Source organism: Bradyrhizobium mercantei (assembly GCF_001982635.1).
GTDB lineage: Bacteria > Pseudomonadota > Alphaproteobacteria > Rhizobiales > Xanthobacteraceae > Bradyrhizobium > Bradyrhizobium mercantei.
Genome location: NZ_MKFI01000006.1, coordinates 504,075 through 526,883, shown reverse-complemented (window position 1 = coordinate 526,883; position 22,809 = coordinate 504,075). Strand labels below are relative to the sequence as shown.

General features: G+C 65.3%; 19 protein-coding genes. 9 read left to right on the top strand and 10 right to left on the bottom strand.

Going from position 1 to position 22,809, the window contains the following annotated elements; translation table 11 throughout:
* Positions 1–179: 179 nt before the first annotated feature.
* The 5 genes from BI327_RS29110 to BI327_RS29090 are packed head-to-tail and all read left to right on the top strand — an operon-like array spanning position 180 to position 5,035.
* Positions 180–2,891 (top strand): hybrid sensor histidine kinase/response regulator, encoded by a 2,712-nt coding sequence (locus tag BI327_RS29110; RefSeq protein ID WP_076864691.1) that lies wholly within the window; start codon positions 180–182, stop codon positions 2,889–2,891.
* A gap of 22 nt (positions 2,892–2,913) precedes the next feature.
* Positions 2,914–3,387: a chemotaxis protein CheW gene (locus tag BI327_RS29105; RefSeq protein WP_076864690.1), complete on the top strand. Its 474-nt coding sequence runs from the start codon at positions 2,914–2,916 to the stop codon at positions 3,385–3,387.
* Positions 3,388–3,430: 43 nt separating this feature from the next.
* Positions 3,431–3,820 (top strand): response regulator, encoded by a 390-nt coding sequence (locus BI327_RS29100; RefSeq protein ID WP_018269419.1) that lies wholly within the window; start codon positions 3,431–3,433, stop codon positions 3,818–3,820.
* A gap of 36 nt (positions 3,821–3,856) precedes the next feature.
* Positions 3,857–4,714, top strand: coding sequence for a CheR family methyltransferase (locus BI327_RS29095; protein WP_076864689.1), 858 nt, complete (start codon positions 3,857–3,859; stop codon positions 4,712–4,714).
* A 3-nt stretch (positions 4,715–4,717) separates the two neighbouring features.
* Positions 4,718–5,035, top strand: a complete 318-nt coding sequence (locus BI327_RS29090) for a pilus assembly protein PilZ (protein ID WP_076864688.1) — start codon at positions 4,718–4,720, stop codon at positions 5,033–5,035.
* Positions 5,036–5,259: 224 nt separating this feature from the next.
* On the opposite strand, the gene BI327_RS29085 is transcribed toward BI327_RS29090, so the two are convergent.
* A complete protein-coding gene (locus BI327_RS29085; protein ID WP_076864687.1) occupies positions 5,260–5,565 on the bottom strand; it encodes a hypothetical protein in 306 nt (101 codons plus the stop codon).
* 154 nt (positions 5,566–5,719) lie between these two features.
* Between BI327_RS29085 and BI327_RS29080 the strand changes: the two genes are divergently transcribed.
* From BI327_RS29080 to BI327_RS29070, 3 genes are all read left to right on the top strand, one after another.
* Positions 5,720–6,352 (top strand): response regulator transcription factor, encoded by a 633-nt coding sequence (locus tag BI327_RS29080; protein ID WP_076864686.1) that lies wholly within the window; start codon positions 5,720–5,722, stop codon positions 6,350–6,352.
* A 254-nt stretch (positions 6,353–6,606) separates the two neighbouring features.
* Positions 6,607–8,346, top strand: a complete 1,740-nt coding sequence (gene araD / locus BI327_RS29075; RefSeq protein ID WP_076864685.1) for an L-arabinonate dehydratase — start codon at positions 6,607–6,609, stop codon at positions 8,344–8,346.
* Between the two features lie 137 nt (positions 8,347–8,483).
* Complete coding sequence (locus tag BI327_RS29070) at positions 8,484–9,203, top strand: ribonuclease activity regulator RraA (protein WP_076864684.1); 720 nt, start codon at positions 8,484–8,486, stop codon at positions 9,201–9,203.
* A gap of 177 nt (positions 9,204–9,380) precedes the next feature.
* Here the strand turns inward: BI327_RS29070 and BI327_RS29065 are convergent, their stop codons facing one another.
* From BI327_RS29065 to BI327_RS29020, 9 genes are all read right to left on the bottom strand, one after another.
* Positions 9,381–11,486, bottom strand: coding sequence for a S9 family peptidase (locus tag BI327_RS29065; protein ID WP_076864683.1), 2,106 nt, complete (start codon positions 11,484–11,486; stop codon positions 9,381–9,383).
* A 165-nt stretch (positions 11,487–11,651) separates the two neighbouring features.
* Complete coding sequence (locus tag BI327_RS29060) at positions 11,652–13,373, bottom strand: ABC transporter permease (protein WP_076864682.1); 1,722 nt, start codon at positions 13,371–13,373, stop codon at positions 11,652–11,654.
* A 136-nt stretch (positions 13,374–13,509) separates the two neighbouring features.
* Entirely contained in the window at positions 13,510–14,574 is a 1,065-nt protein-coding gene (locus BI327_RS29055) for a substrate-binding domain-containing protein (RefSeq protein WP_076864681.1), read from the bottom strand.
* A gap of 22 nt (positions 14,575–14,596) precedes the next feature.
* Positions 14,597–15,649 carry an ABC transporter ATP-binding protein gene (locus tag BI327_RS29050; RefSeq protein ID WP_245334977.1) on the bottom strand — a complete coding sequence of 351 codons (1,053 nt, stop codon included), beginning with the start codon at positions 15,647–15,649 and terminating at the stop codon, positions 14,597–14,599.
* 295 nt (positions 15,650–15,944) lie between these two features.
* On the bottom strand, positions 15,945–16,280 hold the full coding sequence (locus BI327_RS29045) for a GIY-YIG nuclease family protein (protein WP_076864855.1): 336 nt from the start codon (positions 16,278–16,280) through the stop codon (positions 15,945–15,947).
* 266 nt (positions 16,281–16,546) lie between these two features.
* On the bottom strand, positions 16,547–17,731 hold the full coding sequence (locus tag BI327_RS29040) for a pyridoxal-phosphate-dependent aminotransferase family protein (RefSeq protein ID WP_076864679.1): 1,185 nt from the start codon (positions 17,729–17,731) through the stop codon (positions 16,547–16,549).
* Between the two features lie 131 nt (positions 17,732–17,862).
* On the bottom strand, positions 17,863–18,633 hold the full coding sequence (locus BI327_RS29035; protein WP_245334976.1) for an LssY C-terminal domain-containing protein: 771 nt from the start codon (positions 18,631–18,633) through the stop codon (positions 17,863–17,865).
* 96 nt (positions 18,634–18,729) lie between these two features.
* A complete protein-coding gene (locus BI327_RS29030) occupies positions 18,730–19,455 on the bottom strand; it encodes a thermonuclease family protein (RefSeq protein WP_076864854.1) in 726 nt (241 codons plus the stop codon).
* 344 nt (positions 19,456–19,799) lie between these two features.
* The gene (locus tag BI327_RS29020) at positions 19,800–21,527 is read right to left on the bottom strand and encodes a hypothetical protein (RefSeq protein ID WP_076864676.1); all 1,728 of its coding nucleotides are present in this window, start codon (positions 21,525–21,527) and stop codon (positions 19,800–19,802) included.
* A 359-nt stretch (positions 21,528–21,886) separates the two neighbouring features.
* Here BI327_RS29020 and BI327_RS29015 point away from each other — a divergent pair, with 359 nt between their 5' ends.
* Positions 21,887–22,738, top strand: a complete 852-nt coding sequence (locus tag BI327_RS29015) for a caspase family protein (protein ID WP_076864675.1) — start codon at positions 21,887–21,889, stop codon at positions 22,736–22,738.
* Positions 22,739–22,809 lie beyond the last annotated feature (71 nt).

Below are 22,809 nucleotides of genomic sequence, written 5' to 3'. Positions count from 1 at the left end.
CCGTCCGGGTGGTAAAGGCCTGTCCGTGCAAGACCGGCCGTGACGTCGTGGTGCATCGTCAACCTCACGTGGTTCATCGTCCGTATTTGCACGGACGGCAAAATTAACGTCGCCGTGAAGCCGGTGGGGTTATCGATGCGAGGCGACCGTTCCGCAGCACTTTGAGGGGGCCTTTTCCGATGGACGATCTGTTGCGCGAGTTCCTGACGGAGAGCAGCGAGAGCCTGGATACGGTCGACAACCAGCTGGTGCAGTTCGAGCAGGATCCGAACAACGCGAAGATCCTGGATAACATTTTCCGGCTTGTGCACACCATCAAGGGCACCTGCGGCTTCCTCGGGCTGCCGCGGCTGGAAGCGCTGGCGCATGCCGGCGAGACGTTGATGGGCAAATTCCGCGACGGCATGCCGGTGAAGGCGGAAGCCGTGACGCTGATCCTGTCCTCGATCGACCGCATCAAGGAGATCCTGGGCGGGCTCGAGGCGACCGAGGCCGAGCCCGAGGGCAACGACCGCGACCTGATCGATCAGCTCGAGGCGATGGTCGAGCACGGCATGGCGGCGATGGCGGCTGCCGAAGAAGACGTGCCTGTCGTCGAAGCACCGTCCGTGCAGGCTGACATGACCGAAGGCACGCTGGTGGTGCAGACGCTGGAGCGGCCGCTGCGTCCGGGCGAGGTCTCGCTCGACGAGCTCGAGCGCGCCTTCCGCGAAACCGAGATTGAAGTCGCTGCGCCCGCGCCGGTTGCCAAGCCCGTCGCCGCAGCGCCCGCCGCCGAGCCGGCGGAAGCCGCGAAGAAGCCGGCCCGCAAGGCCGCCGCCGAAGACGTCCAGGAAGGCGACAAGATCGCCAACCAGTCAATCCGGGTCAACGTCGACACCCTCGAACACCTGATGACCATGGTCTCCGAGCTGGTCTTGACCCGCAACCAGCTGCTCGAGATCTCACGCCGCAACGAGGACACCGAGTTCAAGGTGCCGTTGCAGCGGCTCTCCAACGTCACCGCCGAGCTGCAGGAAGGCGTCATGAAGACGCGGATGCAGCCGATCGGCAATGCCTGGCAGAAGCTGCCGCGCATCGTCCGCGACCTCTCCGGCGAACTCGGCAAGCAGATCGAACTCGAGATGCACGGCGCCGACACCGAGCTCGACCGCCAGGTGCTCGATTTGATCAAGGATCCGTTGACGCACATGGTGCGCAACTCCGCCGATCATGGTCTCGAGACCACCGCCGAGCGCGTTGCCGCCGGCAAGCCCGAGCAGGGCACCATCCGCTTGAGTGCCTATCACGAAGGCGGCCACATCATCATCTGCATCGCCGACAATGGCCGCGGGCTCAACACCGAGCGGATCAAGGCCAAGGCGCTCCAGAACGGCCTCGTCACCGAGGCCGAGCTGGAGAAGATGACCGAAGCCCAGATCCACAAGTTCATCTTCGCGCCGGGCTTCTCGACCGCCGCGCAAGTCACCTCGGTGTCCGGCCGCGGCGTCGGCATGGACGTGGTGCGCACCAATATCGACCAGATCGGCGGCACCATCGACATCAAGAGCGTGGCCGGCGAGGGCGCCAGTGTCACCATCAAGATCCCGCTGACCCTGGCGATTGTCTCGGCGCTGATCGTGGAAGCCGGCGGCGACCGCTTTGCGATTCCCCAGCTCTCGGTGGTCGAGCTGGTGCGCGCCCGCGCCAACTCCGAGCACCGCATCGAGCGGATCAAGGACACCGCGGTCTTGCGCCTGCGCAACAAGCTGCTGCCGCTGATCCACCTCAAGAAGCTCCTGAAGATCGACGACGGCGCGACCACCAGCGACGCCGAGAACGGCTTCATCGTGGTGACGCAGGTCGGCAGCCAGACCTTCGGCATCGTGGTCGACGGCGTGTTCCACACCGAGGAGATCGTGGTCAAGCCGATGTCCACAAAACTGCGGCACATCGACATGTTCTCCGGCAACACCATTTTGGGCGATGGCGCCGTGATCATGATCATCGACCCCAACGGCATCGCCAAGGCACTCGGCGCCTCCGGCTCCTCGGCCCATGACATGGCCGACGACAATGCCTCAGCCCACGCCGCGAGCGGCGAGCAGCTGACCTCGCTGTTGGTGTTCCGCGCCGGCTCCTCGCAGCCCAAGGCGGTGCCGCTCGGCCTCGTCACCCGGCTGGAGGAGATCGCAACCGACAAGATCGAGCTCTCGAACGGCCGCTACATGGTGCAGTACCGCGAGCAGCTGATGCCGCTGGTGCAGATGGCGGGCGTCGAGGTGCAGTCCCAGGGGTCGCAGCCGATCCTGGTGTTCGCCGAYGACGGCCGCTCGATGGGGCTCGTGGTCGACGAGATCATCGACATCGTCGAGGAGCGGCTCAACATCGAGGTCGCGGGTTCGCAGGACGGCATCCTGGGCTCGGCCGTGATCAAGGGCCAGGCCACCGAGGTGATCGAYGTCGGCCACTTCCTGCCGATGGCGTTCGCCGACTGGTTCTCGCGCAAGGAGATGCGCCCGTCGGCGACCGCGCAGTCGGTGCTYTTGGTCGACGACTCAGCGTTCTTCCGCAACATGCTGGCGCCGGTCTTGAAAGCCGCCGGCTACAAGGTGCGGACCGCGCCGAATGCCCAGGAGGGCCTCGCCGCGCTGCGCTCGGGACAGGCCTTCGACGTCGTGCTGACCGACATCGAGATGCCCGAGATGAACGGCTTCGAGTTCGCCGAGAACATCCGCTCGGACCAGAACTTCAACCAGCTGCCGATCATCGCGCTGTCGGCGATGGTGTCGCCGGCGGCGATCGAGCGCGGCCGGCAGGCCGGCTTCCACGACTACGTGGCAAAATTTGATCGTCCCGGGCTGATCGCGGCGCTGAAAGAGCAGACCGCCGAGYTGCGCCGGGCCGCATGACACGGGATAAGGACGGGGATTGATGACCAGCAAGACCGAGATGAGCGAAGGCGCGATGGCCGAATACGTCACCGCGGTGATCGGCGGGCAGCTGTTCGGCCTGCCGATCTCGCGGGTGCAGGACGTGTTCATGCCGGAGCGGCTGACGCGGGTGCCGCTGGCCTCGAGCGAGATCGCCGGCGTGCTCAATCTGCGCGGCCGCATCGTCACCGTGGTCGACATGCGSGCCCGACTCGGGCTGCCGAAGGCCGATGACGGCAAGCTGCCGATGGCGGTCGGCGTCGACCAGCGCGGCGAATCCTAYGGTCTTCTGATCGACCAGATCGGCGAAGTGCTGCGGCTGCCCGACGACGGCCGCGAGGACAATCCGGTCAACCTCGATCCCCGCATGGCCAAGCTCGCCGGCGGCGTCCACCGCCTCGACGGCCAGCTCATGGTCGTCCTCGATGTCGATCGCGTGCTCGAACTGGTGCCAAAGACAGCAGCTGCAGCGTAACCTTCCGTCGCGGAGACGGCGGATTCTACAAGGAGGCCAACACATGAAGACATGTCTTGTCGTCGACGATTCCGGTGTGGTGCGAAAGATCGCGCGCCGCATTCTTGAAGGAATGGAATTCACCGTCATCGAGGCCGAGGACGGCGCGGTCGCGCTCGAGGCCTGCAAGCGCGCGCTGCCGGACGCGGTGCTGCTCGACTGGAACATGCCGGTGATGGACGGCTTCGAATTCCTCGTGCAGCTCCGCCGCATGCCCGGCGGCGATCAGCCCAAGGTCGTGTTCTGCACCACCGAGAACGGCATCGACCACATCTCGCGCGCGCTGCATGCCGGCGCCAACGAGTACATCATGAAGCCGTTCGACAAGGACATCGTGATCGCGAAGTTCCAGGAAGTGGGCCTGCTTGCGCTCGATGCGTCGGCCGAAGCCTGACACCCAGTTTCACCCTTTAGTCCTTGTGAGGCTCCCGTGACGCCCCCCGACTACGAGTATCTGCGAAAGCTCCTGAAGGACCATTCCGGTCTCGATCTGTCTGCGGACAAGCAGTACCTGATCGAAAGCCGCCTGCTGCCGCTGGCGCGCAAGAGCGGCCTGTCCGGCATCCCCGACCTGGTCGCCAAGATCAGGGCCGGCTCGACCACGCACACCGTCCAGGTGGTCGAAGCCATGACCACCAACGAGACGTTCTTCTTCCGCGACAAGGTGCCGTTCGATCATTTCCGCGACACCATCATGCCCGAGGTGCTGAAGGCGCGTGCGGCGCGCCGCAGCGTCCGGATCTGGTGCGCCGCCGGCTCGACCGGCCAGGAGCCTTATTCGCTGGCGATGTGCCTGAAGGAAATGGGCGCCACGCTTGCGGGCTGGCGGGTCGAGATCATCGCGACCGACCTGTCGCAGGAGGTGCTGGAGAAGTCGAAGGCCGGCATTTACAGCCAGTTCGAGGTGCAGCGCGGATTGCCGATCCAGATGCTGGTCAAGTATTTCAAGCAGTCGGGCGAGCTCTGGCAGATCAATCCCGAGTTGCGCGCGATGGTGCAGCATCGCCAGCTCAATCTGCTGCACGATTTTTCCCAGCTCGGCACGTTCGATGTGATCTTCTGCCGCAACGTGCTGATCTATTTCGATCAGGACACCAAGATCAACATCTTCAACCGCCTCGCCCGGTTGATGGAGGGCGACGGCTTCCTGGTGCTGGGCGCCGCCGAAACGGTGGTCGGCCTGACCGACACGTTCAAGCCGATTCCCGAGCGGCGCGGCCTGTACCGGCCGAGCGGCGTGCGGGCCGCCCTCGCGATGCCGAAGCCCGCCATGGCGGTCGGATATTGAGCGATGACCGAAGAGGCCAAATCCGTTGAGCGGGTCACCTTCAGCCGGGGCGTCGATGTCTGCATCATGGCCATCGACGGTACCTGGCGGCGCGACTGCCAGCTCAACGCCATCTCCGACAATGACGCGTCGCTGACCGTCGAGGGTTCCATCCAGGGCCTCAACCTGAAGGAGTTTTTTCTCCTGCTGTCCTCAACCGGGCTCGCCTATCGCCGCTGCGAGCTGGTCCGCGTCAACGGCACCGACATGGACATCAGCTTCCTCAAGGGCAAGCCGAGCAAGCGGCGCTCGGGCGCCGACGAAGAGCGGGCCAGAGCCTGACGCCAAGGCCTGACGACAAGACCTGACGGCAAGACCTGACGCCGAGGACCGATAACAAAGGCCGATACCAAAGGCGGACGCCGGGGCCTGACCCGGGTCGGGCGACATGGCCTGCCGCCATCCCGAGGGATACGTGGAACGGATCGCCGCCGGGCGGGTTGGACGTCGTCAGGACGATTTATGCGATGGCGGCAAAAGCCGGTGGTGGTTGCCGGCGTGGCGGGTCAGTTCAAGAGACGCGCCGGGCGCTCCGGATCGCGCAGCCGATCGAGCGCCATGCCAAGCCCGGCATCGCAGGTTTTCAGGGCGGTGGACGCCGTGACGTAACGCGGGGTGACGTCGTCAAGGACGAAGATGTCGACGGCGTCCTGCTCGGCCAGCAGTGCCTCACGCGCAATCGCCGCTTCGATCAGCCGCAGGCTCGCCTGGACATGGCCAATCAGCGCGACCAGGTCGGTCACGATCAGATTGTAGGGATCGTTGCCCTCGTCCAAACGCACTGCAACGCCGTCCTCGGCCGCATTTTCCACGCATGTTTCTCCACTGCCCCCCACTTTTAGGGAACGCGGTGCTACTTGTGCGTTAAGCGGACGTCCCGTACAAATACGGGTCCATTGATCGAGATGGTCGAACTACTTCTTGTGCGGTCTGGGCAGCACGCTTCACCACTGATGGACGAGACATATGGTTGAGAATGGCGCTCCTCGCGGGGAAATCTTTGTAGTCGACGACGATCCCGCCGTTCGCGAGACGCTTTCCGTGGTCCTGTCGACCGCCGGTTACAAGGTGATCTGCTTTGCGGACGGCGCCGCGCTGCTCGCGGTGGCGCGCAGCAGGACGCCGGCCTGCATCCTGCTCGACGTGCATATTCCCGGCAAATCAGGCCTCGATATCCTGCGCGAGCTGCACGGCGAGGATTATCCGGCACCGATCTTCATGATCTCCGGTCAGGGCGACATCGCGATGGCGGTCAGCGCCATCAAGAACGGCGCGCTCGACTTCATCGAGAAGCCGTTCCGCGGCAACGAGATCGTCAGCCGCCTCAATGAGGCGATCGACGCCTACACAAGGCGCCAGGCCGAGACCTCGGCGTCGCGCATCGCCTCGCTGCACTTCCCGGGCCGCGAGCCGCTGACCCGCCGCGAGCGCGAGGTGCTCGAACAGTTCACCGCGGGCGCCTCCAACAAGGAGGCCGGCCGTCATCTCGGCATCAGCCCGCGCACGATCGAGGATCACCGCGCCAACATCATGAAGAAGCTCGGCGCGCGCAACGCCGCCGATCTGGTCCGCATCGTGATGACGGCGCAGCAAAAGTAAGCCAGAGCTGATCGCCATCGGGGTTCACGCCCGGCGGAGATTTCGCGATCGTACAACGCGCGCGAGTATCTCCGCCTGCTCCAATTCGTCAGCCAGATGTGGGCCGCGCCGCGCGGCGGCATGCGCGTTTCGCAGGGCGACACGTTGCGAAATCGAGTATATGCGTCTCGCAGGGCAGGCGCGCGGACGATTGCGCATCTGCGAGTAACGTCCAGACCCACGTCCAGACTCACGTCCAGATCCATGGCGCAGCGATGACGAAAAAGAACAAGACCCCGGATCAATTGCGCAGCGCGCGCTGGTTTGCGCCCGACGATCTGCGTGCCTTCGGCCATCGCTCGCGCGCGATGCAGATGGGTTACGCGCCGGAGGAGTGGCGCGACCGGCCGGTGATCGCGATCATCAACACCTGGTCGGACGCGCAGCCCTGCCACATGCACTTCAAGAGCCGGGTCGACGACGTCAAGCGCGGCGTGCTGATGGCCGGCGGGTTTCCGCTGGAGCTGCCGGCGCTGTCGCTGTCGGAATCGCTCTTGAAGCCGACCACGATGCTCTACCGCAACATGCTGGCGATGGACGCCGAGGAATTGCTGCGCGGCCATCCGGTCGACGGCGTGGTGCTGATGGGCGGTTGCGACAAGACCACGCCCGGCCTGCTGCTCGGGGCCACCAGCATGAACCTGCCGGCGATCTATCTGCCGGCCGGGCCGATGCTGCGCGGCAACTGGAAGGGCCGCACCCTCGGCTCCGGCTCGGATGCCTGGAAATACTGGGACGAGCGCCGCGCCGGAAAAATCTCCGACAAGGACTGGGTCGACATGGAGGCCGGCATCGCCCGCAGCTATGGCACCTGCATGACGATGGGCACGGCCTCGACCATGACCGCGATCGCCGAAGCGATCGGCATGACCTTGCCCGGCGCCTCATCGATCCCCGCCGCCGACGCCAACCACATCCGGATGAGCTCGGAGGCCGGCCGCCGCATCGTCGAGATGGTGTGGGAGGATCTGACCCCGCAGAAGATCCAGACCCGAAATGCCTTCGAGAACGCGATCACGGTCGCGATGGCGATGGGCTGCTCGACCAACGCCATCATTCACCTCATTGCGCAGGCGCGCCGCGCCGGCCAGGACATCTCGCTGGATGATTTCGAGATTGCGAGCCGCAAGGTGCCTGTGATCGCCAATGTGCGGCCGAGCGGCGATCTCTATCTGATGGAGGATTTCTTTTATGCCGGCGGCCTCCCCGGCCTGATGAACCGGATCAGGCAGCATCTGCATCTCGACTGCTTGACGGTCACCGGTAAGACGCTCGGCGAGAACATTGAGGGCGCCGAGGTCCACAATGACGACGTCATCCGCGCCGTCGAAAACCCGATCTACCAGGAGGGCGCGCTCGCGGTGCTGAAGGGCAATCTTGCGCCCGACGGCTGCGTGATCAAGCCAAGCGCCTGCGATCCGCGCTTGCTCAAGCACACCGGACCGGCGCTGGTGTTCGACGACTATCCGTCGATGAAGAAGGCGGTCGACGACCCCGACCTCGACGTCACGGCCGATCACGTGCTGATCCTGCGCAACGCCGGCCCGCAGGGCGGCCCCGGCATGCCGGAATGGGGCATGTTGCCGATCCCGACCAAGCTCGTGAAGCAGGGCGTACGCGACATGGTGCGGCTGTCGGACGCGCGGATGAGCGGCACCAGCTACGGCGCCTGCATCCTGCACGTCTCGCCGGAATCCTTTATCGGCGGCCCGCTGGCGCTGGTCAGGAACGGCGACCGCATCACGCTCGACGTCGCCGCGCGCACCATCAATCTCGACGTGCCGGAGGCGGAGCTCGCCAGGCGCCGCGCGGAATGGAAGCAGCCCGAGCAGCGCTTCGAGCGCGGCTATGGCTGGATGTTCTCGAAACACATCAAGCAGGCCAATGAGGGCTGCGACTTCGATTTCCTCGAGACCGGTTTCGGCAAGCCGGTCGGGGAGCCGTCGATTTATTGACCGTCGTTCCGGGGCACGCGAAGCGTGAGCCCGGAACCCATTTGTCCACAGCGCATGCGGCCCGATGGATTCTCAGATGCGCAATTGCGCATCATAGCTCGCGCTTTGCGCGCCCCGGAATGACGAAGAGAGAACCGATGTCAAAACTCAGCGACACCACCCGCAACAAGCTGAAATCCGTCTCCACGGCCACCGTCGCAACCGCGCTGTTCAAGCGCGGCCTCCGCATCCAGATGATCCAGGATGTTCATCCCCTCGCGCCGGATCAGCCGACCATGGTCGGCGAGGCCTTCACGCTGCGCTACATGCCGGCGCGCGAGGATCTCAACACGATCGAGGTGTTCCGTGATCGCGCGCATCCGCAGCGCAAGGCGATCGAGGAGTGTCCGGTGGGAGCGGTGCTGGTCATGGACAGCCGCAAGGATGCGCGCGCGGCATCGGCCGGCGCGATCCTGGTGACGCGGCTGATGAAGCGCGGCTGCGCCGGCGTCGTCACCGATGGTGGCTTCCGCGATTCGGCCGAGATCGCGCGGCTCGGCTTTCCCGCCTTTCACCATCGCCCGAGCGCGCCGACCAACCTGACGCTGCATCAGGCGATCGAGATCAACGTCCCGATCGGCTGCGGCGATGCGCCGGTGTTTCCCGGCGACGTGATCCTCGGCGACAGCGACGGCGTCATCGTGATCCCGGCGCATCTCGCCGACGAGATCGCCAACGAGACCTTCGAGATGACCGCGTTCGAGGATTTCGTCACCGAGCAGGTCCAGAACGGCCGCGGCATTTTCGGTCTCTATCCCGCCACGGATGAGCAGACGTTGAAGGACTTCGCGGCCTGGCGGAAGGCGAAGGGGCGATAGCGGCTGCCGCGCACTCCGCCGTCGTCCCGGCGAAGGCCGGGACCCATAACCACAGGGAGGAGTTTGGCGAAGACTAGCAGTGCCGTGGTACTGCGGCTTCCTCACTCGATAGATCACGCGGTATGGGTCCTGGCTTTCGCCAGGACGACGATGGGGAGGTATCCGAGCTACGATCCCCTACACCTCCGCCGTCTCAGCCATCCCCACCGCCCACAACGCGAACGCGTAGACGATCGCGACTTCATCCAAACGGTTGAAGCGGCCGGAGGCGCCGCCGTGGCCGGCGCCCATGTTGGTGCGCAGCAGCACCGGGCCGCCGCCGCGCATCGTGGCGCGCAGACGGGCGATCCATTTCGCCGGCTCCCAGTAAGTGACCCGAGGATCCGTGAGCCCGCCCATCGCGAGGATCGCCGGATAGTCCTTGGCCGCGAGGTTATCGTAGGGCGAATAGGACAGGATGGTGCGGAAATCCTTCTCGCTCTCGATCGGGTTGCCCCATTCCGGCCATTCCGGCGGCGTCAGCGGCAAGGTGTCGTCGAGCATGGTGTTGAGCACGTCGACGAACGGCACCTCGGCGACGATGCCGGCGAACAGCTCGCCGGCACGGTTGGCGACCGCGCCCATCAGCATGCCGCCCGCCGAGCCGCCATGGCCGACGATGCGCTTTGCACTCGTGTATTTTGCTTCGATCAGCGCGCGGCCGGCGGCGGCGAAATCGTCGAACGTGTTGGTCTTCTTCTCGCGCTTGCCGTCGAGATACCAGCCCCAGCCCTTGTCGGCACCGCCGCGGATATGCGCGATCGCATAGACGAAGCCGCGGTCGACCAGCGACAGCCGGTTGGCGGCAAACGAGGCCGGCATCGCCATGCCGTAGGAGCCGTAACCATACAGCAGCAGCGGCGCCTTGCCGTCGCGGACGAAATCCCTGCGATGCAGGATCGACACCGGCACAAGCGCGCCGTCATGCGAGGTCGCCATGATGCGCGTGGTGACGTAGTCGGCCGGGTTGTGGCCGGACGGAATCTCCTGGCGCTTGCGCAAGGTCCGCGTCCGCGTCGCCATGTCGTAGTCATAGACCTCCGACGGCGTCGTCATCGACGAATAGGCAAACCGCATGTTGGTGGTGTCGAACTCGTAGCCGCCCATGGTGTCGAGCGAATAGGCCGCCTCGTCGAAGGCGATCGCGTGCTCCTCGCCGGTCCTGAGATCGCGGATGATGATCGCCGGCAGCGCATTGGCGCGCTCCAGCCGCACCATGTGGCCGGCGTAGAGCTCGACGTCGAGCACATAGACACCCTCGCGATACGGGATCAGGTCGCGCCAGTTGGCGCGCTCCGGAGACGCGAGCGGCGCGGTGACGACCTTGAAGTCGATGGCGTCCTCGGCATTGGTCAGGATGAACAGCTCGTCGGCACGGTCGGCGATCGAATATTGCACGCCTTCCTCGCGCGCGGCGACCAGCCGCGGCGGCGCGTCGGGATCGGCAAGATCGATCAGCCGTTGCTCCGAGGTCTCGTGGTCGCCGCCGGCGATTACGCAGAAGCGGCCGCTGGCGCTCTCGTGCAGATGGGTGAACCAGCCGGAATCCTGCTCCTCGTAGATCAGGATGTCGTCGGCCTGCTTGGTGCCGAGCTTGTGCCGCCACACCTGCATCGGGCGGTGATTGTCGTCGAGCTTGACGTAGAAGAAGCTTTTGGAATCCGCGGCCCAGACCACGCCGCCGTCGGTCTCCTCGACGAGGTCTTCGAGATCGCCGCCGGTTGCCCAGTCGCGCACGCGGATCGAGAAATACTCCGAACCCTTGGTGTCGGCGCTCCAGGCGTGGAGCTTGTGATCGTTGGAGTGCCGGCTGCCGCCGAACTTGAAATATTTGTGGTCCTTTGCCAGCGCGTCGCCGTCGAGCACGACATGCGGCTCGCCGCCGTCGCGCGGCGTGCGCGCGAACAGCTCGTGCTGGCCGCCCTCACGGAACTTGCGGAAATAGGCGAACGGGCCGTCCGGCGACGGCACGCTGGAATCATCCTCCTTGATCCGCCCGCGCATCTCCTTGACCAGCCGCTTCTGCAAGCCTTCGGTATGGCCGAGCAAGCTCTCGGTGTAGCCGTTTTCGGCCTCGAGATAGCTCCGGATATCGGGATCGAGGATCGAGGGATCGCGCAGCACCTCCTGCCATTTCGGATCCTTGATCCACGCATAGTCGTCGGTCACCGTGATGCCGTGGGTGGTGAAGGAATGCGGCCGGCGCGGCGCAACGGGGGGCGTTGTCTTGGTGGATTGGGTCACACGATCCTCATGGTGCGGGGTTCCGCTTTATATCGGGATGAATGTGGCGATTGCCAGATGGCGCCGTGGTTTCCCCCGTCATTGCGAGGAGCGGAGCGACGAAGCAATCCATTCTATCCCCCGGCGGAGCAATGGATTGCTTCGCTGCGCTCGCAATGACGAGGCTTACCCGTTCCTCAACTTCGCGCCCGCATTGCCGCCGGACATCGGGATCTGGTTCACGGCCAGCACGACGGCGAAGGTGATCACCAGCATGGCGATGCCGAGCACCGCGATCGCGGCGAGGTCGCCGCCCTCGTTGAGATCGTAGATCAAGACCGACAGCACCTTGGTCTGCGAGGTGAACAGCACGATCGCCGCCGACAGTTCCCGCATCACGCCGATGAAGATGAAGCACCAGGTCGCGATCACGCCGGTGCGCAGCAAGGGTGCTGTGATCTGGCGCAGCGCCTGCAATCGCGTCGCGCCGAGAATGCGGCTCGCCTCCTCGAGCTCGGGATGGATGGTCGCGAACGCTGCCTGCAATTGCTGATAGGCCGAGGGCAGATTGATGGTGAGGAACGCCAGCAACAGGATCCACAACGTGCCGTAGAGCACGAAGGGCGGCCGCGTGTAGCTCAGGAACAGGCCGACGCCGAGCACGATGCCGGGAACGGCGACCGGCGCGGTGGCGAGGAAGCCGAGCACGCGATGACCCGCGATCACCTTGCGCGTCGTGACATAGGCGATGACGAGCGCGAGAATGGTGCCGATGGTTGCGGTCGCGGTGCCGAGGATCACGGTGTTCTTCAGCGCCAGTTGCGTCGACGACAGCTCGGTGAAGACGAAGACGATGTTGTGCAGCGTCGCCGTCGACGGCGTCACCAGCGTGGTTGCGTTGGGCGAGAACGCGGCGTTGAGCAGCGCCAGATAAGGCAGGAACACCGGGTTGAGCAGCACCAAAAGGCAGAAGCCGAGCGCAGCCCAGCGCCAGCCGCGCAACTCGACCCGGCGCGGCGCGCCATATTTGCCGCCGATCACCGAATAGCCGCGGCGGCCGAGCAGCGCCTTCTGGCCCTGCAGCAGCAGGATCGTCAGCACCAGCAGCGGCACCGCCGCTGCGGCCGCGAGCTCGAGCTTCGGCGGATACTGGAACAGGCTCCAGATCTTGGTCGTCATGGTGTGGAAGCCCGCCGGCAGCGCCAGGATCGCGGGCGAGCCGAACAGCGTCATCGCCTGCAGGAAGGCGATCAAGGCGCCTGCGACCAGTGCGGGCAGCGCGAGCGGAATCGTCACCCGCCGCGCCGTGGTCCAGGCGTTGCCGCCGAGGATGGCGGAGGCGTCCTCGAGCTCGCCCGGCATGGTGTCGAGCGCATTGGCCACCAGCACGAACACGAACGGAAACGTGTAGCAGGAGATCACGAAGATGATCCCGGTCATCGAATAGATGTTGAACAGCGCATCCGCATCATCACCCGCGAACAGCCGGTAGAGCTGGTTCAACAACCCCGAATTCGGCGCCGCCAGCAGTTCCCAGGCCACCGCGCCGAGGAACGGCGGCGTCACGAACGAGGCGGTCACCAGTGCGCGGATGGTCTGCCGGCCCGGCATGTCGGTGCGCGACACCAGCCAGCTGATCGGCGCCGCGACGATGCAGCAGATCAGCGCCGACGTGGTCGCGATGATCGCCGTCGTCAGCAGCGGATCGAGGAAATCGGGATTGCTGAACAGCGTGACGAAGTTTTGCAGCGTCGGATGGCGGCTTTTGTCGGTGAAGGCAAACACCGCAAGCCACGACAGCGGCAGCAGGATCAGCAGCACGAGCACGGCCGCGAACAGCCACAGCACGGGACGTGTCCAGTCGATGCGGGGTTTTGCGGTGGAGGAGGAGGTTGTGGTCGTTGTCATGTGCCGAACCTTCCTTCCTCATTCCGGGGCGCGCGTGGCGCGAGCCCGGAATCCATACTCACGATCGTGGTTATGGATTCCGGGCCTGCGCCAAGAGGAGCATTCCGGAATGACGATGGTTGAGAGGGTCGCATCCTCACACCCGAAACAGCCGCGCATAGCGCGTCTTGATCTCTTCGGTCATCGCCTCCACCCCCGCCGGATCCTCCTTCATCAGCTTGATGTCGGCGAGCTTGCGCCGGCCGGCCTTCGGCTGCACCTGGGCGTGCACCGAATATTGCCCGGTGAAGTCGACGAAGAACTGCTGGGTCTGGCGGGTGTGCAGCCAGGCCTGGAACAGCTTTGCGGCGTTCGGATGCGGAGCTGTGGCGAAGATGCCTGTGGGACCCGAGATCGTCGGCGTGCCCTCGGTCGGATAGACCGGTTCGACCGGCTGGCCGGCTTCCTTCAACAGCACGATGCCGTATTCATTGCCGTCGGCCATCACGGCGCGCTCGCCGAGCGAGAGCTTCTTCGGCGGATCGGTCGAGGACTGCACCTGCATCACGCGCTGCTTCGAAAGCTTCTCGAGATACGGCCAGCCGAGCTCGCGCACGATCTGGAACGTCGTGGTCATGATGGTGCCGCTATAGGCCGGATGGCCCTTCACCATCTTGCCCGCCCATTTCGGGTCGAGCAGGTCGGCAAAGCTCTTTGGCGCATCCTCCGCCTTCACCAGGTTGGTGTTGTAGGCGATCGACGACAGCCACAGCCGCGTGGTCACGGCCATGCCGTCCGGGTCGCGGTAATTGTCGGGGAAATATTTGGCGACGTCCTCGGGCACGAACGGCATCAGCCAGCCGCTCTTCTTCCAGGGAATGAAGTGCGAGGCATCGGCGCTGTTGACGACATCAGCGGCATGAATGTTGGAATCGAATTCCTGCGCCACGCGCTGGAACAGCCGTTCCGAGCCGGAGCGCTCGATCTGCACCGTGATGCCGGGATAGGCGGCCTCGAACGCCTTGCCGAGCTTTTCGCCGACCGGCAGGTCCATCGACGAATAGAACACCAGCTTGCCTTCCCTGGTCGCGGCCGCGACCAGGTCGGGCGTGATGGCGACCGGCGCGGGGGCCGCGGCGCGCGTCGGCGAAGCGAACACCGTGCCGACAGTAAGCGCCGCCGAGGCCTTCAGGACATCGCGTCTGGAAATCGTCGTCCGCATCGCGTCCCTCCGTTTCTTGTTGTTATCGGCTGAGTGCCCGGCAGTGTGCGGGCGGCAGGGTCAGCCAGACCTCGCGACCCTTCTCGACCGCGGTCTCGGTCGGCGTGGTGACGCGCAACGACGTGCCGTCTGATGTTTCCACCATGTAGTCGCGGTTCATGCCGAGATAGACCTGCCGGGTCACGATGGCTTTCAGCGTGTTCTGCGCCGTGGCGGGGGCTTCGGTCGAGAGCTGGATCTCGTGCTGGCGGATCGCGATCGGCGCGCTCTGGCCGGCCGCGAGTTTTGCGCCGACCACCGCGAGCGTCGCGCCGGCAAACTCCACGTGTTCCGCGTCGCGCGCGGTGCCCTTGATCACATTGGCGGCGCCGATGAAGCGCGCGACGAATTCGGATTCCGGCCGCGCATAGATGTCTTCGGGGCTGCCGAGCTGGTCGATCTTGCCGGCATTCATGACCGCGATCAGGTCGGCGGTCGTCATCGCCTCGGACTGGTCGTGGGTGACGTAGACGGTGGTGTAGCGATATTCGTCATGCAGGCGGCGGATCTCGAACCGCATCTCCTCGCGCAGATTGGCGTCGAGGTTGGACAGCGGCTCGTCGAGCAGCAGCGTCTCGGGGCCGACGATCAGCGCGCGGGCCAGCGCGACGCGCTGCTGCTGGCCGCCGGAGAGTTCGCCCGGATAGCGCTGCGCCAGCGGTTCCAGCTTGGTCGTCGCCAGGATCGCGGCGAGCTTCTTGGCGATGCTGTCGCGATCCATCTTGCGCAGGCGCAGGCCGTAGACGATGTTCTCGGCCACCGTCATATGCGGCCACAGCGCGTAGCTTTGGAAGATCATCGACATGTTGCGCTGCTCGGGCGGCAGCGTGCGCGCCCTCGACGACACCACGCGCTCGCCGACGCGGATCTCGCCGTCGGATGGCTCGAGGAAGCCTGCGATCAGCCGCAGCGTCGTGGTCTTGCCGCAGCCGGACGGCCCGAGCAGGCAGACCAGCTGGCCATGGTCGATCGTGAGCGAAACATCATCAACCGCGACAAACGATCCAAACCGCTTGACCAGGCCGCGCAACTCCACCGATGCCAAGCGATCCCTCCATTTTGTTGTTCGCAGGGATCAGGGCCCGGCTGTTGCCGGCAGTAAAGCGGAAAATGATGACGGCGAAAAGTGGACGCGCCTTCTCAAAAAGTCGTGGCTGGTCTTCGTTCCGCATCGCGCGGCCGTTGCCCGTCATCCTGAGGTGCGAGCCTTGCGGCGCAATTGCGCCGCTGGGCGAGCCTCGAAGGATGCACAGCCCGGCCATTTCTGAGTCCAGAGTGCTTGTGGCCACAGCAGGGCCGTCGATCCTTCGAGGCTCGCAAGAGCTCGCACCTCAGGATGACGGGGAGGGATCATCGACCGTGGGTCTAGCTCGTGGTGCGCCACCGCGACGACGCGCGAACCGGCTGACGGTTTCCCAGTCCGATTTGATGAGTGCTTCTTTCGTCGCCCGGCTCCAGCCCTTGATCTGCCGCTCGGCCGCGATGCCGTCAGTAATGCGATCGAAATACTCTGACCAGACGAGAACGACCGGTCGGCGATTATGAGTGTATCCTGGGAACGCACCCGCGTTGTGCTGCGCGATGCGCGGTGCAAGATCATCACCCGTCGCACTACCGACATAGAACGAGTCGTCGGCGCAGCGAAGCATGTAGATGTAAATGCCCATCGCGATTATTCCGCGCGTGCAACGCGGATCGATCATGAAGCAAACTTTGCCGCGGCCAATGGGCGAGTCTTCGCGGACGTTGAGTCATTCCGCGAACCCATGTCCCGTCATCCTGAGGTGCGAGCGGAGCGAGCCTCGAAGGATCGACGGCCCGGATATCTCCGCGCGTCCCCGTTGGCGCGCCGCAATAGTGTGGCCGTGCATCCTTCGAGGCTCGCAAGAGCTCGCACCTCAGGATGACGGGTTTCCCACCGCGGCCTAGCCCGTCACGCCTTCACGTTCTCGCCGAGCCACTGGATGGCGGCGTCGGCGCCGGCCTTGCCGTGCGGGATGTTCAGCGCGGTCAGCGCGACCTCGATGACGCCGAGCGTGCCGAGGATCATCGGCGCGTTGACGTGCCCCATATGCGCGATGCGGAATGCCTGGCCCTGCAGATCGCCGATGCCGGTGCCGAGCACCACGCCGCATTTCTCCTTGGCGTAGCGCTGGATCGCGGCGGGGTCGGCACCCATCGCGGTCACGGTCGTGACCGTGTTGGAGCGCTCGGCGGGCTCGGCGATGTTGAAGCCGAGCACCTGGCCCTCGCCCCACACCGCAACGGCGCGGCGCACCGCTTCGCCGAGCAGGCGATGCCGTTCGAAGGCGTTTTCCAGGCCTTCGGCGTGCAGCATGTTGATCGCCTCGCGCAGCGCGAACAGCAGATGCACCGGCGCGGTGCCGGCATATTTGCGGTAGTGCTCGCTTCCCTCGCGCTCGGTCCAATCCCAATACGGCGTGCGCAGATCGGCCTTCTTGTGCGCGTCCCAGGCGCGGTCGTTGGCGGCGACGAAGCCGAGGCCGGGCGGCGTCATCAGGCCCTTCTGCGAGCCGCTCATTGCGACGTCGACATACCATTTGTCCATTTCGAACGGCATGCAGCCGAGCGAGGCGACAGTGTCGACCATGAACAACGCAGGATGGCCGGCGGCCTTGATCGCTCTGCCGATCGCCTCGATGTCGTTATAGGCGCCCGATGCGGTGTCGACCTGCACGGCGAGGATCGCCTTGATGGTGTGGTCCTTGTCGCGGCGCAGCCGCTCCTCGACCTCGGCCGGACGGATCGCGCGGCGCCAGTCGCCCTTCAGCACCTCGACGTCGGCGCCCATTGCGGCCGCAGCCATGCCCCAGCCGATCGCGAAGCGCCCGCTCTCCAGCACCAGCACCTTGTCGCCGCGCGACAGCACGTTGGAGAGCGTCGCTTCCCAAGCGCCGTGGCCGTTGGAGATGTAGATGTAGGATTTGCCCTGGGTGGCGAACAGCTTTGACAGATCGCGCAGCAGGCTTTCGGTCAGTTCGACCATCTCGCTGGAGTAGATGTCGAGCGCCGGGCGGTGCATCGCCTGCAGCACCTGATCAGGCATCGTGGTGGGCCCGGGGATGGCCAGAAATTCCCGGCCCGCGCGAACGGTCATCGTCCTGTTCCTTTTGGATAAAGCGCGCAAATCATGCGTGTGAGGGGTCAAGCGATGAGGATATTCCATCGCAACCAGGATTGCGAGCCGGACGGAGCAATCCAGCGTTTCCAAAAGCGCGGGGCACTCCCCTATTTGCCGATCGCCTCGACGACCGCGTGCCAGATCTGGTCCTTGAATTCGGTCGCGGCGGGGCTTGGGATTTGCGCGACGGCGCCGTGGTTCTTGGCGCAGGCCTCGACCAGCCGCAGCACCCAGATTTCGCCGTCGGTGTAATAGAGATCGCCGCCGCCATTGCGGCCGTCGAAGGTCGGGCCGATGCCGGTGACCTGGTATTTCGCGGTGACCATGCCGGCGGATTCGAGGTCGGTGGCGAGCAGCGTGCGTTCGGCGTCGAGGTCGGGGGCGATATGATGCGTCACCGCGCCGGTGTAATGGCTGACGCCGACGCTGCGATCGAGCGTCGCGGCGCCAAGCCACACCGGGCGCTTCTCCTGGCCCTGGTCGAGCACCCGCCAGAACCGGACATGGTTGCGGCGATCCGCGCTCGATCCGACCGGACGCTCGAAGGCGAGGTCTTCGCGGCGGTCGAGATAGAACAGATTGCTGACCGGCGCATCCCTGTACGGACGATCGAGCAGCACGGAGCCGACGATCTCGATCGAGGATTTCAGCGTGACCGGATCGGCCGGATACCAGCCGGCCTCGTGCATCGCACAGACCACGTCCTTGGTGTCGCCGATCAGCCCGACATTCATGGGATCGCCGGGAATGCCCTGCGCGGTGCGGGTCACCATCGGCAGGTTGGCGAGGCCCTTCTGGTGCTCGTAATGGGTCCACAGCGCCGGCAGCACCAGATAGGCCGCGATCAGATAGACGGCCAGGACGAACAGCAGCAGCATCTGCGCTTGCCTGAGGCGGCTGCGCCGGCGCGCTGCGGGCGGGTTGGTCTCGAGATCGGTCACGGCACACGCTTTCGGATCAATGCGTCGCGCGCCTCAGCGCCGCGTCTCGCGGCAGCCGGCGGCCTCGGCTTCCTCGACCGAGCAGAACCAGCGCGTGCCCTTCGAGATCTTCATCTCGATCCGCGCATACCAGCGACTGGTCGGTTGGTGAAAGATGCATTCGCCGGAGCGGTTGACGTTGCCCTTGATGGTGCAATCGGGCGAAGGCGCCACCGGGCCTGAGGCGGACGCGAGCAGGATCGAGTGGGCACTCTCGGGCACCTTCACCGCGCCGAGCACGGCGGTCTTCTTGTTGCGCACGCGCCAGTCCCATGGCGCGATGAACGCGCCCTGCCACATCCCGGCTTTTGCCTCACGCGCGGCTTTTTCGTCCGCCTCGTAGTCGTGCGAGATGCGGGTGTAGGCCAGTGCCCAGCCGCTCGCGACCATCCACTTCTGGATGTCTTCGCCGTCGACCTCGCAGCGCGCAATGGTGCGGCCGCGGCGATCGACCGAGCGGGCGTGGCAGCTCCAGCTCTTGTTGCCGGCATGCTTGATCAACTCGTCGCGCGCGGCGACACCGCAGGTCCAGCGCTCACCCTTGGTATTGAGGCAGAGCTGGTCGGTCGACGGCGCGTCGATTCCGCCGAGCCGGATCTTGACGCTGCCGATCATCAGCTGGTCGCCGTCGCGGATCTTCGGCACGCCGGTGATGTCGGCGGCCATCGCCAGCGTCGGCAGCGACAGCAGCAGGCCAGCGGTGAGCAGCGTCTTGAACATCGGCATTCCCGGCCAGGTTCTTGTCGTTCGAAGGACTTGAGTCTCAGTGCCCAAGGATTGTGCGGGCAATTGGGCAACCGTGCCAGTGGTGTTGTGTTTCCGCCAGTTTCAACTTCGCGTCATCCCCCACAACGGCCATCCTCCCCTGGAGGGGGCGAGACGAGCGAAGCTCGCTCTGGGATCGGGTCGCATGAAGCGCAGCGCAATGCGAACCGAGGTGGGGTGAAAGTCTCTCCACGCAAGCAGGTGCCCGTGTTGAGAGATCACCCCACCCCGCATCGCATCTTGCTTCGCGCGATGCGATACGACCCTCCCCCTCCAGGGGAGGGTGGAGTGCTATGCGATTACACCGCTGCCATTCGTCGCTTCGCCAGCGCAAGCGCCATTAGCACGAACGCCGACGTCACCTCGGGGCCGCCGACCAAAATGCGCGTCGGCGTCTTCATCTTATTCCATTCATAGGCCTTGTAGGGGCCCTTGCGGCCGCCCTCGCCGAGCCCCTGCACGATGCAGTGCAGCGCCGGTGTGAAGCTCGCGACCTCGGCGCCGAGATGCGCCAGCGCCATCAGAGCCAGCGCGGCGTCGAACGGGTTCATCTCATGGGTGATCAACTCGGTCTGCACATAGCCGAGCACACGGGCGCGGATCAGCGCGAACACGTTGCCGGGATCGATCACGCGCTGCGCCGCCAGCGGCAGCGCGATGAAGGCGGCATAGCAGCGGCCGAAATAGGCCGAATAGAGCTCCGGCAGATAATAGATATGCGAGCGCGGATTCCTGAACGCGCCGCTTTCGACCAACCTCTTCTGGAAGGCGATGATGCGATGCACCGTCTCCAGCCGCTGCGGCGTCTCGATGATCTGCCAGCGGGCGAGGTTGCGGAACGAGACCTCGAGGATGTCGAGGTTCAGTGTCGGATCGAGGTCGTTGCCGTAGGGCCGCTCGCCTTCGAGATTGTCGATCCAGGTGACGACGCCGCCCTCATAGTCGATGTTGTCGTTCAGCGGCACGGTGACAACAGGCTCGTTGGCGCCCGCCCGCACCTGGTAGCCGCGGTAGAAATCCAAGAGCGGCTGCTTGAGGATCGGATCGTCGGAGCCGGCCTGCGTCGCGGCCGAGAACGAGCACGCCGTGGTGTCGCAGTCGGGCACGTAGATGCCGAAGCCCAGGTCCTGCTTGATCTGGGCGAAGAAGCGCGAGAAGCGCGGATGCCGGCCCGGCGCCAGCGCGGTGATCACCTTGACGTTGGAGCCGTCATGCGACGGCACTTCCTCGGCGCTGGTCTTGAGACAGAAGTCCACCATATCAGCGATCGCGCGCCGTGCGGCGCCTGCCTGATCCGGTGACGCCAGCCCGGTCTCGGCATAGCTGAGCAGCGCCTCGATGAAGAACGCGTCGTAATAGGCCGAGCGGTGGCGGATCTGCACCGGCTCCCACATCGGCTCGGCGATGCCGCGCCATGGCGGGTTGATCAGCGCGCGCGCGGGCGAATGCGCGATGAAGATCCGCGCCAGGCTGAAAAGAAGCGTCGAGTTCTTGTAGCCGCGGGCGTTCAGCCCGGTCAGCGCCATCAGCATCTCGCGCCCGCCCATGTCGGGGTCGCCGATCAAGTTGAACGCGGCATAGGTCGGGATGAAGCCGTTCTTGCCGAACGAGCCGAGCAGATGGGCGCCGGTCGTGCGGATCACGCGGTCGATCTCGGCCATCGCGGGCGGGCGGGCCGGCGCGGTCGCGGCCGGCGGGGCCGGGTGGCGCACGCCGATGCCGTCCATCAGGTCAGCCACCGGAGCGCCGATCGCGGCCCAGTCTGGGGCTTCGACGTCGCGCGCCTGGATCAGCGCCGCGCGCAGGCCGGCCAGGCGGTCGGGGTCGTTGAGCGCGGGCAGGCCGGTGCGGCGGAGCAGCGCGCGCAGCGGCGGATTGCCGAGCGCGGTCCGGTAGAACTTTCCGAGATGGGCATCGCCGCCGCGATAGGCCTGCAAAACAGGGTCACAGACGTCGTAAAGAGATGGGCCGTCCTTTTTGGCGCTCAGCGCCCGGCACACCGCGCCAGCGATCTCGTGAAGGCCCATGAATCCCTTTCTCACGGAACCGGTTAACGCCGCCACCCGACGGTGTTTCCTCCAGCTCCGCCCCAAACCCGCAAGCCTTTGGAAAGCTACATGAATCCGTATAAAACACAAATGTGACCGAGATCACGTAACGGGATCTTAACGGCGTCAATGGCCTGTGCCGGGCGGCAGCATGCAGCAAACCGGGTTGCCCCGGCGGGCCGTCCGGGTTAAGGGAGTGTTTGTTGCGGCGCCGCAAATTGAGATCAATTCAACGGCTCACACACCTCAACCCCATTAAACCTGACCGCTTCTGACGCGACTAACTGGCGCGATTTCGTTCGAGCGCCATCGGGATAGAGATTGGGACTAGGAACGTTATGAACCTTAGGCAGCTTCAGATTTCCCGTCGCACCATCGCCGTCTGCGTGGCGGTGGCCGGCACGGTGTCGCTGGCGATCGGTGCCCATGCCGCGCTCAACAAGCGCACGCTCGATGTCGCCAAGGGGAGCGACAAGGTCGCCCCCGCTGAGCTGACCGGCAGCATTCCGGCCGGCACTTCCCGTCTCGCGCTGATCATCGGCAACGGCCACTACCCGGACGCCGCCGCGCCGCTGGCCCAGCCGATCAACGATGCCCGCACTTTGTCGACCGCGCTGCGCCGCGAGGGCTTTGACGTCGACGTGGTCGAGGATGCGACCAAGGACGACATGTTCCGCGCCGTCGAGCGCATGAAGGCCAAGATCCGCCCCGACACCGTCGTGATGCTGTTCTTCGGCGGCTATGGCGTGCAGGTCGGTCGTGAAAGCTACATGATCCCGGTCGATGCCACGATCTGGAAGGAAGCCGACGTCAAGCGCACCGGCGTCAGCGTCGAGTCCGTGCTCGATGCGATGAAGGAGCGCGGCGCCAAGGCCAAGCTCGTGGTGCTCGACGCCTCGCGCCGCAATCCCTATGAGCGCCGCTTCCGCGCCTTCTCGCACGGCCTCGCGCCGATCAGCCCGCCGGAGAACACCATCGTGCTGAGCTCGGCGACGCCGGGCAAGGTCGCCGACGACAGCAAGGGTACGAACAGCGTCCTGGTCTCCGAGCTGCTCAACAACCTCAACGCCCAGGCCGGCGCCGAAACCGCCTTCAACAAGACCCGCGTCGCGATCTCCCGCGCGAGCGAAGGCGAACAGGTGCCGAGCGTGTCGTCGTCACTGCTGGAAGACATCAAGCTCGGCGGCTGAGGCCGGGCTGCGCGGGCTTAGGCCGCGCATTCATCCTATAATCTCGAGCACGCTGTGTGGAGAGAACCCCT